Genomic DNA, 20,609 nt, shown 5'->3' with positions numbered 1-20,609 from the left:
GACCTTCTTTCTTATTCTTCAGCGGGCTTCCAAGCGCCCACTTCGTTTACAGGAACTTCAATCACCAGTTTCAGACCCTTGGGTTCATTGGCTGTCGCACGAATGAATCCATTATGATCTTCGATGATACGTTTCACGATAGGTAAGCCTAAACCAGTTCCGCCCTCTTTTGTAGAGTAGTACGGCTCAAAAATACGGTTTCTTTGATCCGCTGACACCCCGTCTCCATTATCAGCGACGGTCATACGCATGGTTTTAATATCTTTGTCATAACGTGTGGCTATTTGGACAGTCGGTTGTGGTTCTTTAGCCACAGCAGCCACAGCGTTATCCACAAGATTTACCAGAACTCGGCGAATTTGATCGGGATCAAATTTGAATTCCGGCAATTCCTGATCAGGCAGGAAAGCGAATTTAATTTGCGGATGAGCCTGGCGATACAATCCCAGGGATTCCTCAATGACCGAGTTAAAGTTTGCAACTACAGGACGGGCCTGAGGCAGACGGGCAAAGTTACTGAACTCGTTCACCAGGTTTTTCAAACCATCCACTTGTTTTACGATCATTGTCGTACACTCACTGAATGCCGGATCGGTGATCGAAGCCCCGAATTTTCTTTGCAGGCGTTCTGCAGAAAGTTTGATCGGAGTCAGAGGATTTTTAATCTCGTGGGCGATACGGCGGGCCACTTCTGTCCAGGCCGCAGATCTTTGTGCGTTCACGATCGGAGTCATGTCATCAAACACCAGAACCTTACCGACGGCTTCGCCTTTTTCGTCCTTAAGTATCGAAAGACTCATTTGCAGAGGCACGGCCTCCCCTTGCACATTCAGACGGAACTCTTTTTGAATGCTTTCGATCTTATGATCCTGCATCGTTTTTAGAAGTTCGGCAAAAGTACGGAAGTATTCCAATGTTAAAAGCTCGCGCACGGATTTACCGATGTAGCGATCCGCATCGACCTTCAACAATTGAGCAGCATGACGGTTGATCGTGGAAATACGCCCGTTCTGATCCACCGAGATCACGCCGGTGTTCACGTTACGCAATACTGTGTCTGTGTAACGCGCGTGCTGATCCAGTTCCTCGAGAGTATTTTCCAAGGTCACAGTCATTTGATTGAAACTGGAGATTAGATCGTTAATTTCCTCGGAGCCGGATTTGATTTGCACCGGCGTGTAATCGCCCCCTGCCACCCGGCGGGTTGCACGACCCAATTGCACAATTGGAATTGAAAGCTGTTTAGCCAGATAGAATCCGAACCAGGTCGCAGCCAATAAAATCACGAAGGTCATTAAGACCAGGATAATCAGATAAATTGATTTTAGCGGATATTCCAAAGGGTTGATGTCGCGGAATTCGTCATAGGCCGTAGAGATGTCATCCATCTTACTGACCAGGGACAGCGGCAAAAAGCTTGAAACAACGATCGCACCTTTGTCAGAGCCCTCTTTCACCGGAACGATTACGCGAACCAGGTTTCCATCCCCGAATTGATGGATGATCGAGGCCTCGGCTTGAACCTTGATACCTTTTTGCAGGAACTCCAGGGAAACAGCCGGAACTGTGGGAACAGTGTCGTCTTCCGCGGAAACCACGACGCGCTTTCCGAATAAAGATGGGTAGTACTCGACTGCATCCAGACTGAATTCCTTGCGCAGCTGTTCGACCTTGCGTTTGATGTCGTTAGAGTTGTTCAACGGGCGAATGGAATCCGCTATCTGATGCGCGAAGTGATAGTTCTTCTTTTTGGCGTTAAAATAGTAGGCATTGGTGACTTCAATGGAGCTTTTTAAAACTCCGGCCATTTTAACGCTGAACCATTTGTCGAAGCTGGAATTGATATAAAACACCGAGATGATGAACATCAAAACGGTCGGGATAAAACTGAAAGCCACAAAGGCTGCGATCAGCTTGGCCTTTAAACTGCTGCCGAAAAGCTTGCCTTGCCGTTCGACGAAGACCTTCACGATATTTCGGAAAATCATGAACAACAAAAGCAGCAGCAGGATGATATTGAAATTTACAAGACCAAAGAAAAAGATACTGTGAACGAAGGGAAGTTGCTGGCTGGTCGCGAACAGTCGGATTTCAAACCAGGTTAACAGGACGAACAAAAAAGAGACGACAAGTACGATGACGATCTCGCGTCTTCTTTTTTTGTGTTCTGCAGGACCATGTGGAAGAAAATCGTCACCGGAAGTATCGCTCACCAACAATTCCTTTTGTAAGGCCACGGCTGATGAATCAACCCTTGAAAAAGTCCGTGGCCATTGAGACTACAATGCTAAATTACTTTTTTCCTTTTTTCGCGGATTTTTTTGCTTTCGCAGGAGCTTTCTTAGCTGCCTTTTGAGTCTTTGGCGCTTTTGCCGCTTTAGAAGCTTTTGCTTTTGGAGCTGGTTGAGCTGCCAATAATTTTGCAGTTTTCAAGGTCGCTGGGATTTCGCCCACAAGGCCGATCATTTCCATAACGACTTGTGCGGCTTCCTCGCCCTTATTCATGTGCTCGGCACTGCCCGTGCGTGCGATCGCCTGCTCTTCATTTTCAGTTGTCAAAACACCGAAACCGATTGGTTTTTTATAATCAAGCATCAAGCGAGTCAGACCATCAGTGACTGAATTGCAGACATAATCGTAGTGCGAAGTTTCCCCACGGATGACAGCACCCAAAGCAACAACACCATCACAACCAGCATCCAGGAACGCCTGGCAAGCCAATGGAATTTCCACTGCACCCGGAACCAAAGCTGCATAGATTTCTACGCCCTCGCAAGATTCAAGATAAGAGATTGCGCCCTCTTCCAGCTTTTGAGTGATTTCTGAATTCCAACGTGCTGTTACCACACCAACTTTGATGTTTGCCATTACTGAGCCCCTTTAAGATTTTCGATTGCTACGATTTCAACGATCTCGAGATCAAATGCTTTCAAACCAACTTTTTTCTCTGGTTTGTTTGTGATCAGGCGGATTTTATTCGCACCGATCTCGCGCAGAATTTGCGCGCCAATACCGTAATCACGCTCATCCATCAATGGAGTCGATGGACGAAGATCTTCCATGCCGACAAGAGCCTGAAGCTCCTGAGTCAGACCATGAACACGGTTATTACCGCGAAGAAGAACAAAGGCACCGCTGCCCGCCTCCTCGATCATTTTCAAGCTTTCCACCACTGATGATCCGCCTCTTTGAACAACGGCCATAAAATCACGTGTGAAGTTATCAACGTGAACGCGGATCAAGGCTGGCTGGTCTTTTACGATTTCACCTTTTTGAATTACCAAATGCTCCAAACCATCAACAGTGGAACGGAACACACGGGCCTGATAACCTTCACCGAAAGACGCTGGCAACGGAATGCTGACAAGCTCTTCCACCAAAGTTTCATTCGCCAGACGGTACGCAATCAAATCAACGATTGTTCCGATTTTAAGGCCGTGCTTTTTTGCGAAGTCTTTTAAATCTGGAACGCGCGCCATTGTTCCATCCGGATTCATCACTTCACAGATGACTGCTGCCGGGTTTAGTCCCGCCATGCGGGCCAAATCCACGCTGGCCTCGGTGTGACCTGCGCGTTTTAGTACTCCACCTTGCTGGGCACGAATTGGAAAGATGTGCCCTGGCATATGAACATCGGCAGGTTTTGCGTGAGGATTCGCTGCAACTTTGCACGTGTGTGCGCGGTCGGCTGCGGAAATACCTGTAGAGATCCCCTCTGCTGCTTCGATGGAAACAGTGAAGGCTGTTTTGTTAGGTGCGTAGTTATATTCATCACGCACCATCAACGGAAGTTGCAGGCGATCCATTTGCTGCGGAGTCATGCACAGGCATACCAGGCCGCGGGCTTCAGAGATCATAAAGTTGATCGCTTGGGCATTTACGTGATCTGTCGCCAAAATCAGATCACCTTCGTTTTCACGATCCTCGTCGTCCACCAGGATTACGATTTTACCGGCTCTGACATCGTCTAGAATTTCCGGGATTGTATTGAATTCCATTACTGGTCCTTCTTCACTTCCAAAGAACGTTGGATCGCGCGAGCCATATAATCCGGCTCCACATTAATTTTACTTCCAATTTTCAACTCACCCAAATTTGTACGTTTGAGTGTTTCGGGGATCAAACACACGGATACGGTGTTCTTATCCAGATCATTCACCGTGAGGCTTACGCCGTTCAGTGTGATACTGCCTTTTTTCCAAACATAGGGAAGGATTGTATCCTGAACTTTCACGTCCAAAAAGAATGACTCCCCCACAAGTTCTGCTCTTGTCACAGAGCCCAAACTGTCGACGTGACCTGTTACCAAATGGCCGTGAATACGGTCACCGAAACGTAAAGATCTCTCTAAATTGACCTTTTTGCCAATCCAGCTTGTTGGGTTCCAATCGAGGACCTTAATAGTTTCCGCCGCCAATGCGAACGTCATTTGCTGATCATCAAACGCTTCAACGGTTAGGCAAACACCATCGCAGGCGATGCTATCACCAAGCTTTAAATCATTGAATTCAGATGGCTTTTTAATTTTTACGCGATAGGCATTTTGCAGCTCTTCCGAGCTTTCAATAGGCATAACGGATTCGACGATTCCTGAAAACATAAGGGCCCCTGCTTGAATGGGCTGGAAACTACACTTTCACAGGAACAATGGCAAGAAATGCCTCCTATTTTCACTGTGTTGAAAGCCCGGAAAGCCGCAATTTCATTGACCCTGGGCCCTGTGGCTTCAGATGATGAAATCATGAAAAAACTTATAAGCATTTTAGTAGTACTTGGTGGCTTGATTTCCAGCCCGGCGGGCGCACAAAACCTGACTTACGATTTGAGCGGTGGGATCGGAACCTATAACGGGAACACATATACCGAAATCGACGTGGGCCTGAACTGGTATTTGACCAATTATCTGAACTGGCGAAACTCCATTTTTACGCAATTCGGCAGCAGCATCGATAACGTCTACGGCTTGGATACAGCCGCTATTTTCGGAACCAGCTTTTATAACGAAGGCGGTAAATTCGGCGTCGAGGGATTTGCGGGCCCGGGTTTGCGTTTCGCCAATGAGGACGCCAGTGGTTACTTCGGCAAGGCCGGTTTGATTTTTGCCATCGGAGGCCTGCGAATTGGTGGCGGCGCCCAAGTTACAAAGTACTATGAGACCCGCCGAGACAAGTTCGGTTTTAAAATGCCAGACGAAGAAGTGCAGTATTTCATCATTCTTTCGGGCGGAGGCAATCTGTAAGGAGCTGAAAATGAAGGAAGGCAAAGACATCATCGCGGAAAGCCCGGCCTTCCTTTCTGCTATGACAATGGCTCGTAAAGTTGCTGAAAGCGCTTCCAGTGTCCTGATCACTGGAGAAAGCGGAACCGGCAAGGAAATCATCGCTCAATACATTCACAACTTAAGCACCCGACGCGCCAAAGGATTTATTGCCCTTAACTGCGCAGCTATTCCTGATCACCTTCTGGAATCAGAATTATTTGGCTATGCGAGAGGAGCTTTTTCAGGCGCCATCGCGAACAAAGCCGGACTTTTTGAAGAGGCTGAAGGCGGAACTCTGTTTTTGGACGAGATCGCCGACATGGACATCGCCCTGCAGGCAAAAATTCTGCGGGTTTTGCAGGAACGTAAAATCAAACGCCTGGGGGAAAACAGCTTTCGTCCCATCGACATTCGGGTGATCGCAGCCACTCATCAAAATCTGGATCGGGCTGTTCAACAAAAAAAATTCCGCGAGGACTTGTTCTTTCGCCTAAATGTGATCTCAATCAATGTACCTTCATTGCGTGATCGCACCGAGGATATACTCCCCCTGGCCCGACACTTTCTGGGAAAATATTCGATTTTAAATTCCAAAAAACTATTGGGAATTTCTCCTGCCGCTTATCAGTATCTATTAAGTCAAAGCTGGCCGGGAAATGTGCGCGAACTGGAAAATCGTATCGAGCGCGCTGTGGTTCTGGCCACGAACTCTCACATCGAGGTAGAGGATCTGCATCCCCGAGCCAGCGAAATCTCAAAACAAAAGCAAAACACACTTCAGTTCCTTCGGGAAAAAACCCGTGACGACGTTCCCCTGCTACTGCCCATAGAAGAAATGAATCAGCTTTATATCGAATATGCCTTGTCCATCAACAAGGGCGCTAAAGAAAAGACCGCGCGGGATTTGGGCATTGATCGAAAAACTCTTTACCGAAAACTTGGTAAGCGACACTCGTCTTTGTGATAGTTGGCATCTGATTTGCTTAACTCTAAATCAGTAACACCCACTGAGGAGGTTTGCATGTTACGGGCTGCAATCGCATTTTTTATTCTGGCAATCGTGGCATTCGTTCTGGGCGCCAATGGCATAGCAGGACTGTCAATGGAAGTCGGTCGTATGTTATTGATCGTGTTCCTGGTCTTAGCGGTGATCAGTTTCTTTGTAAACATGATCGGTCGCAAAGGACCTAGGTAGCTGTTCAAGGGAAAAAATGCCCCGTATTCAGGGAAAGATTCCCCGGGGCAATCTGACTCGAAGGCCACAGCACTGTGTGCCTTCGCAAATAAAAAAGGGCTTCCATTCTGGAAACCCTTTGCATCGATTCTGATTCAAATCGACTATCTTCTGCCAGAAGAATTTCTGTCAGAGCTGTTTTGAGAAGATCTTTGTGAATCTTTATTTGAAGACGTCGAATCACGACGGCTTGAATTTGAAGAATCTCTGCGCATGTCTTCTGCTCTGTTGCCAGATTTGTCAGATGATGACGAATTTGATCTGCTTTTATCGATACCCATTTAGGTTCTCCTGTTAGATAGGCAAGCATTATTGCCTGCCTATCCCAGGAGTAAGCGAAACCCATGCCAACAATTACATTGTCAATTGATTGCCGTCAGCTTTCACTTCGACCGTGTCACCAGCTTTTACATTTCCGCTGATGATCTTCTTGGATAATGGATTCAACAATTCAGTTTGAATCACACGTTTCAATGGACGTGCACCATAAATCGGATCATAGCCTTTTCGCGCCAACAACTCGACAGCGTCTTTACTGAATGAAATTCCGATTTTTTTGCCTTTCAGTCTTTGCGCCACTAAATCCAACTGCACTTGAACAATGCCGGCGATTTGATCTTCACCCAAAGAATGATAAATCACAACTTCGTCGATACGATTCAAAAATTCGGGACGGAAATGTTCGCGCAGAGCTTCGGTGACCGCCTTTTGCTTTTTATCATCTGACATCTTCGGATCCAAAATCGAATGGGATCCGACGTTTGAAGTCATGATCAATACCGTATTTTTAAAATCCACGGTGCGACCCTGACCATCTGTCAGACGGCCATCGTCCAATACCTGAAGCAAAATATTGAATACATCCGGATGAGCTTTTTCAACTTCATCCAAAAGAACCACGCTGTAAGGTCTGCGACGTACCGCCTCGGTCAGTTGTCCGCCTTCTTCATAGCCGACATATCCCGGAGGAGCACCCACAAGTCTTGAGACCGCATGCTTTTCCATGTACTCACTCATGTCGATTCGCACCACAGCCTGTTCGTCGTCAAACAGGAATTCCGCCAGGGCTTTCACGGTTTCAGTCTTACCCACGCCCGTTGGACCCAGGAACATAAATGTTCCAATGGGACGATTCGGATCCGAAATTTCTGCACGAGCACGGCGAATCGCATCCGATACTACCGTCAGTGCATGATCCTGACCCACGACACGTTTTTTAAGCTGCTCTTCCATGTGCAATAGCTTTTGAGTTTCACTTTCCAGCATCTTACTGACTGGAACTCCGGTCCACTTGGCCACAACTTCAGCCACGTCTTCGGGTGTGACTTCCTCTTTTAGCATACGGCTTTCGCTGGTGCTTTGCTCTTTACTGCGTTCTTCCATCGCTTTGATTTTTTTCTCAGTCTCTGGAAGTTTACCGTACTTAAGTTCCGCAGCTTTGCCCAGATCGCCTTCACGCTCGGCTTTAGCAATAGCCACTTTGATGTCCTCGATATCCGCCTTCAATTGTTTGATCTGCGTGATACCGCCTTTTTCAAATTCCCATTGCTCGCGCAAAAGCTGATTTTTAGCGCTCAAAGCGGTGATCTCTTTATCAATCACGGTGATGCGGTCTTTAGCTTCCTGCTCTTTCTCTTTTTTCAAAGCTTCTTTTTCGATACGCAGTTGCATCAACTCGCGCTCAATTTTATCAACCTCTTCAGGCACAGAGCGGGTTTCAATTCCAAGCTTACTTGCAGCCTCGTCGATCAAGTCGATGGCTTTGTCCGGAAGGAATCTGTTCGTAATATATCGGCGAGACAGTTTAACCGCCGACACCAATGCCGAATCAGTTATACGAATTCCATGATGGACTTCGTACTTTTCTTTCAGACCACGCAAGATCGTGATCGCGTCTTCTTCGCTTGGCTCTTCGACCATCACTGTCTGGAAACGACGTTCAAGGGCCGCATCCTTTTCGATGTACTTGCGATACTCATCCAAAGTCGTTGCCCCGATACAGCGCAGTTCACCGCGGGCCAATGCAGGTTTTAATAATTGACCTGCATCCATGGCACCATCGGTTTTACCTGCACCCACCAGGGTATGCAGCTCGTCGATGAACAGAATGATCTGGCCTTCACTGGAAGTAACTTCTTTGATCACGGCCTTTAAACGATCTTCAAATTCCCCGCGATATTTTGCGCCGGCAATCAATGCCCCCATATCCAGGGACATCAATTTTTTACCGATCAAATTATCCGGCACATCGTGTTTTAAAATTCGTAAAGCCAGGCCCTCCGCGATCGCAGTCTTACCTACGCCGGGCTCACCGATTAAAACCGGATTGTTTTTTGTACGACGGGACAAGACCTGCACGACGCGACGGATTTCTTCATCACGACCAACTACAGGATCCAGTTTTCCCTCCGCCGCCAAAGCGGTCAGATCACGGGCGTACTTCGCCAAAACCTCGTACTTGTTTTCGGGATCATCGTCAGTGACTTTTTGACTGCCACGCATTTCGCGCAAAGCGGCCTTGGCTTTGTCAGCGTTCAAATTATACTTTTTAAAAAACGCAGACATCTCGCTGTCGTTGCCTTTTAGCATCGCCAGAAAGAAGTGCTCTGTTGAAATATAGGAATCACCCCACTCGTCAGCTTCCACTTCAGCGCCTTTAAATATTTTTTCCAGGCGCGGGCTGGCGAATTGTTTTTGACCCCCACCAGTTACGGTAGGGAAACGATCGATTTTCTTACGAAGTTCGCTCAGGAAATCAGCCTGGGCGACATTTAATTTATCCAATAAACGGGGAATGATACCTTCACTTTGCTGAACTAGCTCCAGCAAAAGATGTTCGGGCTCAACAGAGGGGTTTGACTTGCGTTCAGCCAGCTTAGCAGCAGCCTGCATGGCCTCTTGGCTTTTTCGCGTCATTTTTTCAATATCGTTGCTCATAGCTCCTCCATCTGAAATAAGAATGAGGTCTATTTTTCCAATGTCAACTCCAAGGACTTTATAAAATGCCTGAAAAAACGCCTCATAAAATGCCTGGCATCGTAAATCCTAAAGGAAAAGGTAAATCACAGCCTCGCATTCGTCCTTCCATTCATAAGGACCGGGTTAATCCTGTGGACTTCCAGAATTACGATACGCGTTTTTCCTGTGAAGACTGTACACACTTTGCATCGGAAACAGTCACCTGCACTATTGGCTACGATACCAAACACCATCTAAAAGCCGTACAAACGCACCAATACGAATTGGCTGGTAACATGGCCTTTTGTCGCTTCATCGAAATTGACTAGGAACTGGCCAGCTGCGCTTTTATACCTCGGGCCTTGATCAATTTATGAACCTCGATCACCACCAGCACCACTAACGCCATAGCGAACATATGTGCCCACTCTGCTATTGGCACCGGACCGATTTCCAATAAGCTCCCCAGCCCCGGTGTATACATCGCCAAAATATGGATTCCTTGCGCAAGTATGGCGCCGCCTAAAAGGAACTTATTTCGCAGCGGGTTTAGTTTGAAAATGGATTTTTCTTCCGAGCGACAGTTTCCGAGCATCAGGTTTTCAAAGATAACCAGGAACAGCAGCAAGTCATTTCGGGCTGCCTCAATACCCACGCCACTTTGTATGAGCTGATGGAAATACCAGTAACCCATACCACCAATTACCACCGCCGATAAAATCACCCGCTCCATCATCAGACGATCAAACACCGGCTCTTTGGGTTTTCTTGGACGATGGTCCAGTTCATCTCCTTCGCCGGGTTCAAATGCCAAACCGATATCCTGAATTCCATTGGTCACCAGATTCAGCCACAAAATTTGTGCGGCCGTTAAAGGCATGGGTGTATCGAAAATAAAGCTTAAAATAAAAACCAGTATCTCTGCGGCGGCCGTGGAAATAAGAAGGTACACGACTTTACGAAGATTGTTGTAAACGATTCGCCCCTGCTCCACGCCAGCCACGATCGAAGAAAATCGATCGTCGGCAACAATCAGATCGGCGGTTTCTTTTGCGACATCGGTACCGCTAAGCCCCATGGCGACACCGACGTTCGCAGCCTTCAAGGCGGGAGCATCATTAGCTCCATCCCCCGTCACCGCGACAAAGAATCCATTCTTGGTCAGATGCTGCACTATCTGAAGTTTTTGTTGGGGCTCGACCCTGGCAAACACGCGTCCATTCAGAATCAGTCTGGAGAGTTCCTCTTCGCTTTGGGCCTGCTTAAGTGCGGGGCCCGATACAACTTCATCCATTGACTGTGCAAGCCCCAATTCACGGGCTATTGCCAAAGATGTTTTTGGGTGATCCCCAGTCACCATGGAAACCCGAATGCCCGCACGCTGGCATTGCATAACAGCTTTGGCAGCTTCCGGTCGCAGTGGATCTATCATTCCCACCAACCCATAAAACACCAAACCTGCAGGAGGATTTTCAATTTTTCCGACTGTGGCTTTCATGGTCGCACCCGCTAAAGCCAGCACGCGATACCCTGCCTCTGCCAATTTATCAGCCTGCTGTAAAATCACATCGGGTTTGATCGAGTGCTTGTGTCCCTTAACCAGCATTGATTCACACATCGGAAGAAGTTTTTCAACAGCACCTTTTACCGAAAGGATGCGCTCGTTGGCACTTGCTTCGTGCAAAACGGCTGCGAACTGATGTTCCGGTTCAAAGGGTATTTCCGCTATGGAGCTTCCGGCACCAGGAGATTTTATTTGCGCTTTTTCACCCAGCACCAGGAAAGCCAAATCCACGGCGTCCCCGTGACCCGCCCACTTATTATCATGAAAGGAAAGTTGGGCTTCATTGCACAGCACTCCACAACGAATCAACTCTTCCACATGAAGAGCTTGCAGTTTCTCTTTGCCAGGGTCCAAACCACTGCCGGGCACCATAACCTCTTCGCCTTCTGGATTAACGATTTTCTGAACGGTCATTTGATTCACGGTCAATGTTCCGGTTTTGTCGGTCGCAATATAAGTGCAGGAACCCAGGGCTTCCACAGCCGGAAGCTTTCTGACAATGACGTTACGTTTTGCCATACGGCGGCTGGCCACCGACAGTGCCACCGTTAAAGCCACCGGCAGTCCTTCAGGGATCGCTGAAACAGCCAGGGCCACACTAAATACCAGCACTTCGTAGTAACCATATCCTTTCAGGAAAAGAAGAAGGGCCATTAATGCGGTCACCGCTAAAAGTGCAATAGCAATTTTATGCGTGAGTTTTTTCATGCGAATCAGTAACGGTGTTCCGGCAGACTCCTCGGAGTTCAGGGAATTCACGATTTTCCCAAGCTCTGATTGCAAGCCCACCGCCGTTACCAAGCCTGTTGCCCGACCGCGAACAACCAGGGAGCCGGTAAATGCCATATTCTTGCGATCCCCCAAAGAGGCGTGTTCCTCAAACACACCATCCGCTTCCTTAATGACTGTCAGGGACTCCCCGGTCAAAAGAGATTCATCCACTTCGAGCGACTGAGAACTTAAAAGTCTTAAATCCGCAGGCACCTTATTTCCGGATTCCAGAAAAACAATGTCACCGACAACAATTTCTTCAGAGGGAATTTCAATTTGATAGCCGTCGCGCAAAACCATGGACTTGGTTTCAGCCATTCTGGTCAAGGCTAGTGCGCTATTCTGTGCGCCTTTTTCCTGGGTCGTGCCGATGATGGAATTTATTAAAAGGATTATCGCCACAAACAGGGCATCCCGCGTGTCTCCGATGGCGAGCGCAATTCCTCCTGCGGCCAGAAGAATGTAAATCAACGGACTGGCAAATTGCCCCAGAAAAATCCTCCACAAAGGACGTGGTTTTTTCGTGGGGAACACATTCGGTCCATCGGCGTGCAAACGATTTTCTGCTTCCAGTGAAGTCAGTCCCTCTTGCACAGCAGGCGTGGATTTCAGAATCTCCACCAGAGAATACTGATGTGGTTGATGCACTAATTTTTCTATTTCCATTCACAGATTTTCAGATTTTTTTTATCTCTCGCACAGTGTGATTGCCAAAACACTGCGTTGTTTGTTGTCACAATATGCGTGAATGAAAATCCAACCATTGTCCGATCGGAAAAATTGACATCCCTTTAGTCGGGCCATTTCGCGTTTTTCCATCTGAAAGTATTGTATCTTAGTGATTCAGGACAATCTTACGTCTGGAAATCAAGATCTGCCCAATGGCCAGTATTGTATAAAAAAGACAAAACCCGTCTCACGTCCTGTCAAGAGTCCCATTCAGAACCCGATCTTATTCACATCAAAGATTCACTCAGAAGGAGTCAAGAGAGATGGTCACTCTCTTGCTTATACCGAAAGGAGGGCCTTCAAGGATGAAATGATAATGAACAACAGATTGTTCAAAGCTGTGCGCTGGAACAAGAGGTTGAGAAACCCAAATACATAAGCACAGCATGGTCCCAAAGGCTAACAGCACAGACTCGGATGTCAGTGCCGGGCAAGCAGAAGTAGGTTCTGTTTTCCCAAAAACACAATCAAGGAAGGTTTTAAGTATGAAAAATAAATTTTAACGGAGGATTTTAAAATGGGAATGAGAGTAACAACAAACATCGCTGCAATTAACGCTCAAAGAAACTTGGTTGGTTCACAAAGAACTATCAACGATTCAATGGCAAAATTGGCTTCTGGTAGCCGTATCAATAAAGCTGCTGACGACGCTGCAGGTTTGGCGATTTCTGAAAGCTTCAAAGCTCAGATCCGCTCTGCTGCACAAGCTCAACGCAATGCGAACGATGGTATCTCCATGGTTCAAACTGCTGAGGGTGGCTTGAATGAGATCGGTAACATCATCGTTCGTCTACGTGAACTTGGTATCCAAGCTTCTTCAGACACTATCGGTGATAAAGAGCGTGGCATGTTGAATAAAGAGGTTGTTCAACTTAAAGAAGAGATGCAACGTATCGCTAACGTTACAACTTGGGGTACTACGAAATTGTTGGATGGTTCTTCACCAAGCTTCGATTTCCAAGTAGGTATCCGTAACAACGCTGAAGAAGATCGTATCTCCTTCAAAGCGAGCGAAAACGTAGCTACTTTGGACTCTTTGGGTCTTGGTGGTATCGATTTCTCTTCTAAAGAAGGTGCTCAAGACTCTCTTGCTAAACTTGATGACGCTCAAACGTCTGTGAATGGTACACGCGCTAACCTGGGTGCCCTTCAAAATCGTTTGACTTCAACTGTTGATAACTTGGGTGTTGCTCAAGAGAACATGTCTGCTGCTAACTCACGTATCCGCGATACTGACGTAGCTCAGGCTTCTTCTGAGATGACTCGTAACAACATCTTGTTGCAAGCTGGTACTTCTACTTTGGCTCAAGCGAACCAAACTAACCAATTGGCTTTGAAACTAATCGGTTAATTTCGGCTCAACGGACTGAACGAAGTTACTTAAAGAACTTTGAACCCGGTAAGGCAACTTACCGGGTTTTTTATTTTTGCTGTAATATCATATACTTATATTAACTCCAGGCTTACTGATAAGCGGCCCTCCTAAACACTGTCCCCGTGTGTCCCTCGAGTAAAAACTTTTGTTCGCTAGTTTTATTTCTCAAATGAAATGCGGCTTTCCCATTCGGGACCAGACCAAATGTTGAGAATCTATTTTGAATTGCCTCACCTGCCAAACCTCGTTAGTCTATGAAGGCATTAGACCATTTACATACGACTACCTCGAGGGAGCAACGCCATGGCAAAGAAAAAAGCAAAAGCAAAACCTGCAAAAAAAGTAACTAAGAAAGCTGCTAAACCAGCTAAGAAAGTAGCTAAAAAAGCTGCTAAACCGGCAAAAAAAGCTGCGAAAAAAGCGGCTAAGCCAGCAAAAAAAGTAACTAAGAAAGCAGCTAAACCTGCTAAGAAGGCTGCTCCTAAAAAAGCTGTTAAAAAAGCCGCTCCAAAAAAAGCAGCTCCTAAGAAAGCCGCTAAAAAAGCTGCTCCTAAAAAAGCCGCTGCTCCAAAAGCGAAAGCTGCGAAAGAAGTTAAACCAGTAGCCGCTGTTGCTCCAGTGGAAATCGCTTCTGATTTCGACGATGAAACAGAAATGGATACAATGGTTGATATCGAAGAAGAGTCCGTAAGTTCTGACGACGAGTGGAACGACGACGAAGAATCTGAAGGTTCTGAAAAATCTGATGATTCATTCGAAGATATGGAAGACGAAGAGTCTGAAGACGATATGCAAGAATCTTCTGATGACGACGATGAAGATGACGAAGATGAGGACGAAGACGGCGAAGGCTACTTCTAATCACTAATTGCACATCGCAATCAAAAAAAGGGAGTCAAAGACTCCCTTTTTTATTATCATCGCCTCATGTACAAACATCTGTATAAAAGATTTATTGAAGCGAACCCTGCCCTTCTTCACTTTGCCTGCCACAGTCATCATTATTGGGCCGATGTCAGCCGTGAAGCTCAACTTCAATATTGGGATGACTCCGCAAAACATGTCGACGACAAATGGAACCATATCTTTTCCGTCAAAGTTCCCCAGGCGCAAAAGCTTATCGCTGAAGTTTTAAATCTTTCTCATCCCCACCAACTGGTGTTTGCCCCGAATACCCACGAGTTTGTATTTCGTCTTTTAAGCTCCCTGGACTGGAATCAGAATATCCGCATTCTTACAACGGATTCGGAGTTTTATTCTTTTGATCGTCAAATCAATCGTCTGTCTGAACTTCCACAGTTTGAAGTCGTAAAGGTTCCCACCCTGCCCTTTGAAACTTTTCATGAACGCTTTGAGCAGGCGATGGATTCCGCAGACTGGAATCTGGTTTTCATCAGTCACGTCTTTTTCAACTCTGGCCTGACTTGCGATATTGAACGCCTGGCCAAGCGAGCTCCCGCGGAATGTCCTTTTGTTATTGATGGCTACCATTCTTTCATGGCGGTGTCTTTAAATCTGAAACCTATCGAGGACCGCGTATTTTACGTGGCCGGTTCTTATAAATATGCCCAAGGGGGCGAAGGCTGCTGCTTTCTTTATGTTCCACCTGCTACCCGCCACCGTCCCATGTATACCGGATGGTTCGCAGAGCTTTCTAAACTTTCGGCGATTGGTAATGAAGTGGGTTACCCGACAGATGCTTATCAGTATGCCGGAAGCACCATGGATTTTTCAGCGATGTATCGATTGATCGCAACGTTAGAGAAATTCAAAGATCAGGGATTAACGATCACGAAAATCCACGCCCTGGTTCAGCAGAATCAAAAACATTTTCTGGAGGAAATCGATAAGGCCGGGCATGCACTGGTTAACCGCCAGAATCTGATCGCGGCTGATTTAAACAATCACGGGCATTTTTTAACTTTCAATCTGCCAAGCACCGAGGCGACAACAGAGCTGGTTAAAAAAATGAAAACCCGGGGTCTTGTGACGGACTCCCGGGGCTCTCGATTAAGATTCGGTTTTGGACTGTATCACGATGCAGACGACATCAAGGCCGCTGTCGCGAGAATCTAACTACTCAACTTCTGGAAGATCTGAGTAAACTGTGCCGGAAGCTGGGCGGGATTCATAAACAGGTGTTTGAACAGGTTCCTGCGGTCTTGGAGCCGAGTAACCTGAAGAGCTGCCACCGTAATTGTTAACCAGATCATCAATAGATTCCTGAACGATCTGCTCGTCGGATTTGCGAGAGAACTCAGCACCATTTGTTACCAGGTTTTGCGGGCGATAGAATTGATTCGGGCAAGAGCGAACTGCTTCTTCGGCCGAACGGCCTTGCTGTTGAACCTGATTAAATGCGCAGTTCAGGAAATGAGAGTCCGTACCTGCAGAGCAGACTTCTGCCGCTGTGATTGCTTTTTGTTTCGGAGCCAACTGGCTCGTACCTAATGGCAGACCGATGATAGTCATATTAGCCATACAAGCCGCGTAACCCAAGCCATCTTCACGCAAACCTGAATAACAGGAACGTTGAACCTGGTTTACGTCAGTAAAACCGATGCGAACTAGCTCGTTCACACACGCTGAGTATTGTTGTGAGTTTTGTGACATGGATGCCATGCTCATGGAAGCACTCAAAGTAACAACTGCTGTTGCGATAAAGACTTTAAATGATTTCATAATTCCACCTTGCTACGCCCATAGGGCAAAAAGTTAGTTTTTCAACACCACTTTACAAAGCAGAAATCAGACCACCCTCAAATTGAAATAAATGCCTGGAGAGGTGTAAACGTATTAAACAGAGACAATCCCCGCCGCCCTAAAACGCGCTTCAGTCCAAAAGGGAACTGTTACCAAATAAAAAAAGCCCTGTGAGGGGAAGAGAGAGGAACCCCCACAGGGCTTTAGAACGTTATTCAAATTTTCGAAGAGCCGACTCCGGCGGAGTCGGAATGCAGACTACTTAGCTGGCTTCGTGTGAACTGCGAATTTTTCGAACTCGCCGTACTCATGAAGTTTGTTATAAAGAGTCTTGATCGTGATACCCAGGTTGTTTGCCGCTTGAGTTTTGTTACCACCGAAGTGCTGAAGAGCCTTCAGGATGTAACGCTTTTCAAGATCGTGCAAAGTCATGTTTGGATCGTACTCGATCACATCTTTTTGAGTCTCAGGGTTTCTGATGTTCTCTGGAAGATCGTTCAACATGATCATGTGACCGTCAGACAGGATCTGAAGGCGCTCACACACGTTTTGAAGTTCACGGATGTTACCTGGCCACTCGTATTTCATAAGAACTTTCATCGCGTCTTCAGAAACTGAACGACCACGGTTCAAGTAAGCATGCTGAGAGTTATTCAGGAAATGGTTGATCAAAGAAGGAATATCTTCCTTACGACGGCGAAGTGGCGGAGCACTTACTACGATCGTATTGATACGATAGAACAAGTCTTCACGGAAGTTACCGCGAACAACCTCTTGATCCAACTCACGGTTCGTCGCACAGATCAAACGGATGTCTACTTTGATAGGCTCTTTGCCACCTACGCGGAACATTTCGCCTTCCTGGATGAAGCGCAAAAGTTTTGCCTGGATAGCTGGATCAAGTTCACCGATTTCGTCCAGGAACAATGTCCCGCCGTTAGCTGCTTCAGCCAAACCAATTTTACGGTTGTAAGCGCCAGTGAAAGAACCTTTTTCGTGACCGAACAACTCAGACTCAAGCAATGTCTCACGAAGAGCACCGCAGTTGATAGCGATGAAAGGTTTGTTTTTACGGCTGGAACGATCGTGGATAGAACGAGCGATCAACTCTTTACCAGTACCTGACTCACCAAGAACCAGGATGTTTGCGCCCGATGGAGCTACGCGGTCGATCATTTTCATCAGGTTGCCCATAACTTCGGAAGTGTAGACGATAGTCTTGTTTTCCATCACTTTGGAAGTTGTGTTTGTATTCCACATGATTTGGTTAGCATTCTGAGAAGAGGGCAGGATCGTAGAATTGTTATCGTTCATGGCTCCACCTTTCGGTAACGTTCTTCATAAGAGTTTTGGTTGCTGTCTCACTTTGAATGACTCAGTGTGAGACGCTTCCGACGCATTGAGTTATAACCTTAGTCCTGTACCTTTTTCAATAAAAAAAATGCATGGCGTTAGAATTTTTTTATCCCCCATGCCCGGAGCCGATACTTCAGGGTGCTTATGAGCAAGGCTTTTGAGCTTTCCAAAAACATAGATAAATACCTGAAATACATGGCTTTTGTTAAGTCTGCTTCTCCCCTTACAATCAAGCACTACACCCTGGATTTGCAGCAAGCCTTTGAATTGGGGAAAAAGCTGGAATCCGAGAAAATCTCGTGGACTGAGGCCGAATTAATGGGTGCGGTAAGGGCTGCCTTTAACCGTTGGGCCACCCTTTCCCTGGCTTCGCGGAACAGAAAAGCTGCCACTTTGAAGAGTTTTTTCCACTGGGCCTATGTAGAAGAGAATTTGTTGGAACGGAATCTCGCGCATCAGGTGATCTGCCCGAAAGTGCCCCGTAAGTTACCGCACTTTCTAAGCGTCGATGAGGCCTTGGCAGTACTGCATACTTTCGATCGTGAACATCTAGTGCCCTTGAGCGAGAAAGTTTTGTTCTTACTGTTATATGGTGGCGGTCTGCGTATCAGCGAAGCCTGCAACCTGCGCTGGGAGTCTGTGCAACTCGCCCAGAAAACTTTGCGTGTCCTGGGAAAAGGAAACAAAGAACGAATCGTCGCTCTTCCGAACATGACAGTGCAGGTCCTGCAGCGCTGGAAAAAAGAATGTGGTTTTGATGAATACGTCTTTGGCGAAAAGCCCCTGGTGCAAAGAACGGCTTATGAGATGGTTCGAAAAAGTGGGCAGCGTGCAGGACTTTTAAAGCCCCTGCATCCCCACGCCCTCCGACACAGCTTTGCGACTCACCTCTTATCCAGCGGAGCGAATCTGCGAACCCTGCAGGAGATGCTGGGACACGAAAGCCTGCAGGCCACAGAGAAGTACACTCACTTGGGAATTGATCAGTTGGCCAGAACGATGGAATCCCTGCATCCATTGGGCAAGGGAAAATCTTAATACCTGTCTAAATCACCGCATGGGCGATGTAATGGCGAACCATGTTTTCGACGTTGTTCAGTTCTTCGTCGACGATCTGACGATACTCGAGCAAAGAATTTGTGTCTGCCAGGTTTGTTCTAAGAAATGGGGCCATCCAGGGTTCCGGTTGAATCACCCCTTGCTGCAGCAGAAAACGCAAATAGAAGTGCATTTTTAATATCAGCACATCTTTGGAAGTTTCTATCGATTTTAAAGTATGTCCCAAAAGATTAAATAAAAAATCGGAGTGCTTGTCCCCTTCCTGGGACACTTTGGATACGCAGTCCAACACATGCAGCGCAAACTCCAGATGATCATAGTCCTGACGAATACCGGGGAAGTCATTTATCAGGGAAGCTTCCTGCAACGTATTCAGCTTTCCTTCCTCGTTGCTTTCCTTATAGGTGAAAGTCACGAAGTGTGTGGGCTCAAGAATGCCCCCGCCAAAACGCTTTTTGCTTTTCAAGGCCCCACGAGCCATAAAGGAGCGCTTCTCCCCTTGCGGAGAAATGGCGTTCAAAATCAGGTCGGACTCGCCGTACTTGATTTTGCGTAGAATGATGAATTTATCCTTTTGCTGGGACATTCCCCATATCTAAACGGTCCAAGTCTGCTCTTCAAGCAGTTCTTGATAACTTTCGCGCAGGGCCTTCACAAACTGAGGATTCTGCAGGATCTTGGGCCCTGCGATCAACAAGCCGCGCAGGGATTCGTTAGTGGGCTTGGGTTCCCACCAGCTGGAGAACATTTTCACTCCGGACCAGTGACACATATTGGTGCTGTCAACTTCGCACCAACCCTCTTCCTTACTGATTCCAAGTTTGGCAAAGGTCTTTTCTGCAAGTGCTTCAGCACTTGTCTCTTTGAAAATCACCACAGCACGATCATACACACGCGTCTGTTCGGAATTGAAATAAGGCTGAGCAACGTCACTGATAGCTGCCTCGAATGTCCCGATCAGGGAGGCGTTAACTTCGCGGCCTTCCAGCGACAGCAGTGCTTCCTGCAGAACATCCGCGTGATTCCACTCCATGCTTTGTACCATCATTGGGGGACAACGAAAACGCTCACCCAAAACCGCAACAGCAAGATCTTTGGTAACTGAACACAGTCTTACAGAGTAGGGACGGATTTGGGCTTTGTCGTAAAAGTGATTGGCGTGGGAAATTCGAAACGAGTAGATGCGTTTTTCGTTTAAAATTTTATCCAGCTCATCCACGAAAGGATACAACTCGCCAGTGACGGGATGATCTTCTGCAAAGACCACGAAATTCGTGTCTTTCTTTAAACCATCTGCCCAGGCCCTTACATCCTGCAACTGCAAGTGAGAGAGCAAATTCACTTCGTAGGTTTCTTTATAGTAGTATGGTAGCAGTTGATCGAAAACAGATGTCTGCCCTTTAATATATCCAATGGCTTTTTTATGCGCCATAAATTGAGCACTGCCCTGAGTGATTTCAAATACCGCGTGTGCAATTCCTTTATAGGCACGAACCCGCAATGGATCAGGCAATCCCATCTGCGTTTTTAAAGAGTCGTTTAGTTCGTCCCAAGTTTCCGGTCGCACCACATCGATGTACATATAATGACGCTAACATCT

Annotated in this window: 19 protein-coding genes; 8 read left to right on the top strand and 11 right to left on the bottom strand. The window is 46.9% G+C overall.

The window, feature by feature from the left end; translation table 11 throughout:
* Nucleotides 1–11: 11 nt before the first annotated feature.
* Genes ACLWNV_RS03605 through ACLWNV_RS03590 form a run of 4 tightly spaced genes read right to left on the bottom strand, consistent with a single transcriptional unit; the run spans nucleotide 12 to nucleotide 4,600 of the window.
* Nucleotides 12–2,237 carry a sensor histidine kinase gene (locus ACLWNV_RS03605; protein WP_413586554.1) on the bottom strand — a complete coding sequence of 742 codons (2,226 nt, stop codon included), beginning with the start codon at nucleotides 2,235–2,237 and terminating at the stop codon, nucleotides 12–14.
* Nucleotides 2,238–2,292: 55 nt separating this feature from the next.
* The gene (gene ribH / locus ACLWNV_RS03600) at nucleotides 2,293–2,868 is read right to left on the bottom strand and encodes a 6,7-dimethyl-8-ribityllumazine synthase (RefSeq protein ID WP_413586553.1); all 576 of its coding nucleotides are present in this window, start codon (nucleotides 2,866–2,868) and stop codon (nucleotides 2,293–2,295) included.
* A complete protein-coding gene (gene ribB, locus ACLWNV_RS03595; protein WP_413586552.1) occupies nucleotides 2,868–3,998 on the bottom strand; it encodes a 3,4-dihydroxy-2-butanone-4-phosphate synthase in 1,131 nt (376 codons plus the stop codon). The genes ribH and ribB overlap by 1 nt, the downstream gene beginning before the upstream one ends.
* Entirely contained in the window at nucleotides 3,998–4,600 is a 603-nt protein-coding gene (locus ACLWNV_RS03590; RefSeq protein WP_413586551.1) for a riboflavin synthase, read from the bottom strand. The genes ribB and ACLWNV_RS03590 overlap by 1 nt, the downstream gene beginning before the upstream one ends.
* A gap of 141 nt (nucleotides 4,601–4,741) precedes the next feature.
* On the opposite strand from ACLWNV_RS03590, the gene ACLWNV_RS03585 reads away from it, so the two are divergent.
* The 3 genes from ACLWNV_RS03585 to ACLWNV_RS03575 are packed head-to-tail and all read left to right on the top strand — an operon-like array spanning nucleotide 4,742 to nucleotide 6,455.
* Nucleotides 4,742–5,239 (top strand): hypothetical protein, encoded by a 498-nt coding sequence (locus ACLWNV_RS03585; protein WP_413586549.1) that lies wholly within the window; start codon nucleotides 4,742–4,744, stop codon nucleotides 5,237–5,239.
* 10 nt (nucleotides 5,240–5,249) lie between these two features.
* A complete protein-coding gene (locus tag ACLWNV_RS03580) occupies nucleotides 5,250–6,224 on the top strand; it encodes a sigma-54 interaction domain-containing protein (RefSeq protein WP_413586548.1) in 975 nt (324 codons plus the stop codon).
* A 57-nt stretch (nucleotides 6,225–6,281) separates the two neighbouring features.
* Nucleotides 6,282–6,455: a DUF1328 domain-containing protein gene (locus tag ACLWNV_RS03575; protein WP_413577414.1), complete on the top strand. Its 174-nt coding sequence runs from the start codon at nucleotides 6,282–6,284 to the stop codon at nucleotides 6,453–6,455.
* A gap of 143 nt (nucleotides 6,456–6,598) precedes the next feature.
* Here the strand turns inward: ACLWNV_RS03575 and ACLWNV_RS03570 are convergent, their stop codons facing one another.
* Both ACLWNV_RS03570 and clpB read right to left on the bottom strand, forming a co-directional pair.
* The gene (locus ACLWNV_RS03570) at nucleotides 6,599–6,775 is read right to left on the bottom strand and encodes a hypothetical protein (RefSeq protein ID WP_413586547.1); all 177 of its coding nucleotides are present in this window, start codon (nucleotides 6,773–6,775) and stop codon (nucleotides 6,599–6,601) included.
* Nucleotides 6,776–6,848: 73 nt separating this feature from the next.
* Nucleotides 6,849–9,431: an ATP-dependent chaperone ClpB gene (gene clpB / locus ACLWNV_RS03565; RefSeq protein WP_413586546.1), complete on the bottom strand. Its 2,583-nt coding sequence runs from the start codon at nucleotides 9,429–9,431 to the stop codon at nucleotides 6,849–6,851.
* Nucleotides 9,432–9,496: 65 nt separating this feature from the next.
* Here clpB and ACLWNV_RS03560 point away from each other — a divergent pair, with 65 nt between their 5' ends.
* Nucleotides 9,497–9,781, top strand: a complete 285-nt coding sequence (locus ACLWNV_RS03560; protein ID WP_413586545.1) for a hypothetical protein — start codon at nucleotides 9,497–9,499, stop codon at nucleotides 9,779–9,781.
* Here ACLWNV_RS03560 and ACLWNV_RS03555 read toward each other — a convergent pair.
* Entirely contained in the window at nucleotides 9,778–12,453 is a 2,676-nt protein-coding gene (locus tag ACLWNV_RS03555; protein WP_413586544.1) for a cation-translocating P-type ATPase, read from the bottom strand. The two genes, ACLWNV_RS03560 and ACLWNV_RS03555, sit on opposite strands and share 4 nt — an antisense overlap.
* A gap of 580 nt (nucleotides 12,454–13,033) precedes the next feature.
* On the opposite strand from ACLWNV_RS03555, the gene ACLWNV_RS03550 reads away from it, so the two are divergent.
* The 3 genes from ACLWNV_RS03550 (at nucleotide 13,034) to ACLWNV_RS03540 (ending at nucleotide 15,967) form a co-directional block, all read left to right on the top strand.
* On the top strand, nucleotides 13,034–13,867 hold the full coding sequence (locus ACLWNV_RS03550) for a flagellin (RefSeq protein ID WP_413586543.1): 834 nt from the start codon (nucleotides 13,034–13,036) through the stop codon (nucleotides 13,865–13,867).
* A gap of 327 nt (nucleotides 13,868–14,194) precedes the next feature.
* Nucleotides 14,195–14,752 carry a hypothetical protein gene (locus ACLWNV_RS03545; RefSeq protein WP_413586542.1) on the top strand — a complete coding sequence of 186 codons (558 nt, stop codon included), beginning with the start codon at nucleotides 14,195–14,197 and terminating at the stop codon, nucleotides 14,750–14,752.
* Between the two features lie 66 nt (nucleotides 14,753–14,818).
* Entirely contained in the window at nucleotides 14,819–15,967 is a 1,149-nt protein-coding gene (locus tag ACLWNV_RS03540) for an aminotransferase class V-fold PLP-dependent enzyme (RefSeq protein WP_413586541.1), read from the top strand.
* On the opposite strand, the gene ACLWNV_RS03535 is transcribed toward ACLWNV_RS03540, so the two are convergent.
* Both ACLWNV_RS03535 and ACLWNV_RS03530 read right to left on the bottom strand, forming a co-directional pair.
* Nucleotides 15,968–16,573, bottom strand: a complete 606-nt coding sequence (locus ACLWNV_RS03535) for a hypothetical protein (RefSeq protein WP_413586540.1) — start codon at nucleotides 16,571–16,573, stop codon at nucleotides 15,968–15,970.
* Nucleotides 16,574–16,852: 279 nt separating this feature from the next.
* On the bottom strand, nucleotides 16,853–17,908 hold the full coding sequence (locus ACLWNV_RS03530) for a sigma-54 interaction domain-containing protein (RefSeq protein ID WP_413586539.1): 1,056 nt from the start codon (nucleotides 17,906–17,908) through the stop codon (nucleotides 16,853–16,855).
* Between the two features lie 186 nt (nucleotides 17,909–18,094).
* Here ACLWNV_RS03530 and ACLWNV_RS03525 point away from each other — a divergent pair, with 186 nt between their 5' ends.
* Nucleotides 18,095–18,988, top strand: coding sequence for a tyrosine-type recombinase/integrase (locus ACLWNV_RS03525; RefSeq protein ID WP_413586538.1), 894 nt, complete (start codon nucleotides 18,095–18,097; stop codon nucleotides 18,986–18,988).
* Nucleotides 18,989–18,995: 7 nt separating this feature from the next.
* Here ACLWNV_RS03525 and recO read toward each other — a convergent pair whose 3' ends face one another.
* Together recO and ACLWNV_RS03515 are read right to left on the bottom strand one after the other, a co-directional pair.
* On the bottom strand, nucleotides 18,996–19,595 hold the full coding sequence (gene recO / locus ACLWNV_RS03520; protein WP_413586537.1) for a DNA repair protein RecO: 600 nt from the start codon (nucleotides 19,593–19,595) through the stop codon (nucleotides 18,996–18,998).
* A gap of 9 nt (nucleotides 19,596–19,604) precedes the next feature.
* Nucleotides 19,605–20,591 (bottom strand): hypothetical protein, encoded by a 987-nt coding sequence (locus ACLWNV_RS03515; protein ID WP_413586536.1) that lies wholly within the window; start codon nucleotides 20,589–20,591, stop codon nucleotides 19,605–19,607.
* Nucleotides 20,592–20,609 lie beyond the last annotated feature (18 nt).

The sequence above is a fragment of the Bdellovibrio sp. HCB274 genome, assembly GCF_047306075.1.
In the GTDB taxonomy this organism is placed as follows: domain Bacteria; phylum Bdellovibrionota; class Bdellovibrionia; order Bdellovibrionales; family Bdellovibrionaceae; genus Bdellovibrio.
Note: the sequence above shows the minus strand (reverse complement) of the source record. Positions and strands in the feature narration are given on the sequence as shown.

Bases quoted from the DNA above. Each gene is read 5' to 3' on its own strand.
- ribH (WP_413586553.1), bottom strand. From the start codon at position 2,868: ATGGCAAACATCAAAGTTGGTGTGGTAACAGCACGTTGGAATTCAGAA.
- ribB (WP_413586552.1), bottom strand. From the start codon at position 3,998: ATGGAATTCAATACAATCCCGGAAATTCTAGACGATGTCAGAGCCGGT.
- ACLWNV_RS03590 (WP_413586551.1), bottom strand. From the start codon at position 4,600: ATGTTTTCAGGAATCGTCGAATCCGTTATGCCTATTGAAAGCTCGGAA.
- ACLWNV_RS03585 (WP_413586549.1), top strand. From the start codon at position 4,742: ATGAAAAAACTTATAAGCATTTTAGTAGTACTTGGTGGCTTGATTTCC.
- ACLWNV_RS03580 (WP_413586548.1), top strand. From the start codon at position 5,250: ATGAAGGAAGGCAAAGACATCATCGCGGAAAGCCCGGCCTTCCTTTCT.
- ACLWNV_RS03575 (WP_413577414.1), top strand. From the start codon at position 6,282: ATGTTACGGGCTGCAATCGCATTTTTTATTCTGGCAATCGTGGCATTC.
- ACLWNV_RS03570 (WP_413586547.1), bottom strand. From the start codon at position 6,775: ATGGGTATCGATAAAAGCAGATCAAATTCGTCATCATCTGACAAATCT.
- clpB (WP_413586546.1), bottom strand. From the start codon at position 9,431: ATGAGCAACGATATTGAAAAAATGACGCGAAAAAGCCAAGAGGCCATG.
- ACLWNV_RS03560 (WP_413586545.1), top strand. From the start codon at position 9,497: ATGCCTGAAAAAACGCCTCATAAAATGCCTGGCATCGTAAATCCTAAA.
- ACLWNV_RS03555 (WP_413586544.1), bottom strand. From the start codon at position 12,453: ATGGAAATAGAAAAATTAGTGCATCAACCACATCAGTATTCTCTGGTG.
- ACLWNV_RS03550 (WP_413586543.1), top strand. From the start codon at position 13,034: ATGGGAATGAGAGTAACAACAAACATCGCTGCAATTAACGCTCAAAGA.
- ACLWNV_RS03545 (WP_413586542.1), top strand. From the start codon at position 14,195: ATGGCAAAGAAAAAAGCAAAAGCAAAACCTGCAAAAAAAGTAACTAAG.
- ACLWNV_RS03540 (WP_413586541.1), top strand. From the start codon at position 14,819: ATGTACAAACATCTGTATAAAAGATTTATTGAAGCGAACCCTGCCCTT.
- ACLWNV_RS03535 (WP_413586540.1), bottom strand. From the start codon at position 16,573: ATGAAATCATTTAAAGTCTTTATCGCAACAGCAGTTGTTACTTTGAGT.
- ACLWNV_RS03530 (WP_413586539.1), bottom strand. From the start codon at position 17,908: ATGAACGATAACAATTCTACGATCCTGCCCTCTTCTCAGAATGCTAAC.
- ACLWNV_RS03525 (WP_413586538.1), top strand. From the start codon at position 18,095: ATGAGCAAGGCTTTTGAGCTTTCCAAAAACATAGATAAATACCTGAAA.
- recO (WP_413586537.1), bottom strand. From the start codon at position 19,595: ATGTCCCAGCAAAAGGATAAATTCATCATTCTACGCAAAATCAAGTAC.
- ACLWNV_RS03515 (WP_413586536.1), bottom strand. From the start codon at position 20,591: ATGTACATCGATGTGGTGCGACCGGAAACTTGGGACGAACTAAACGAC.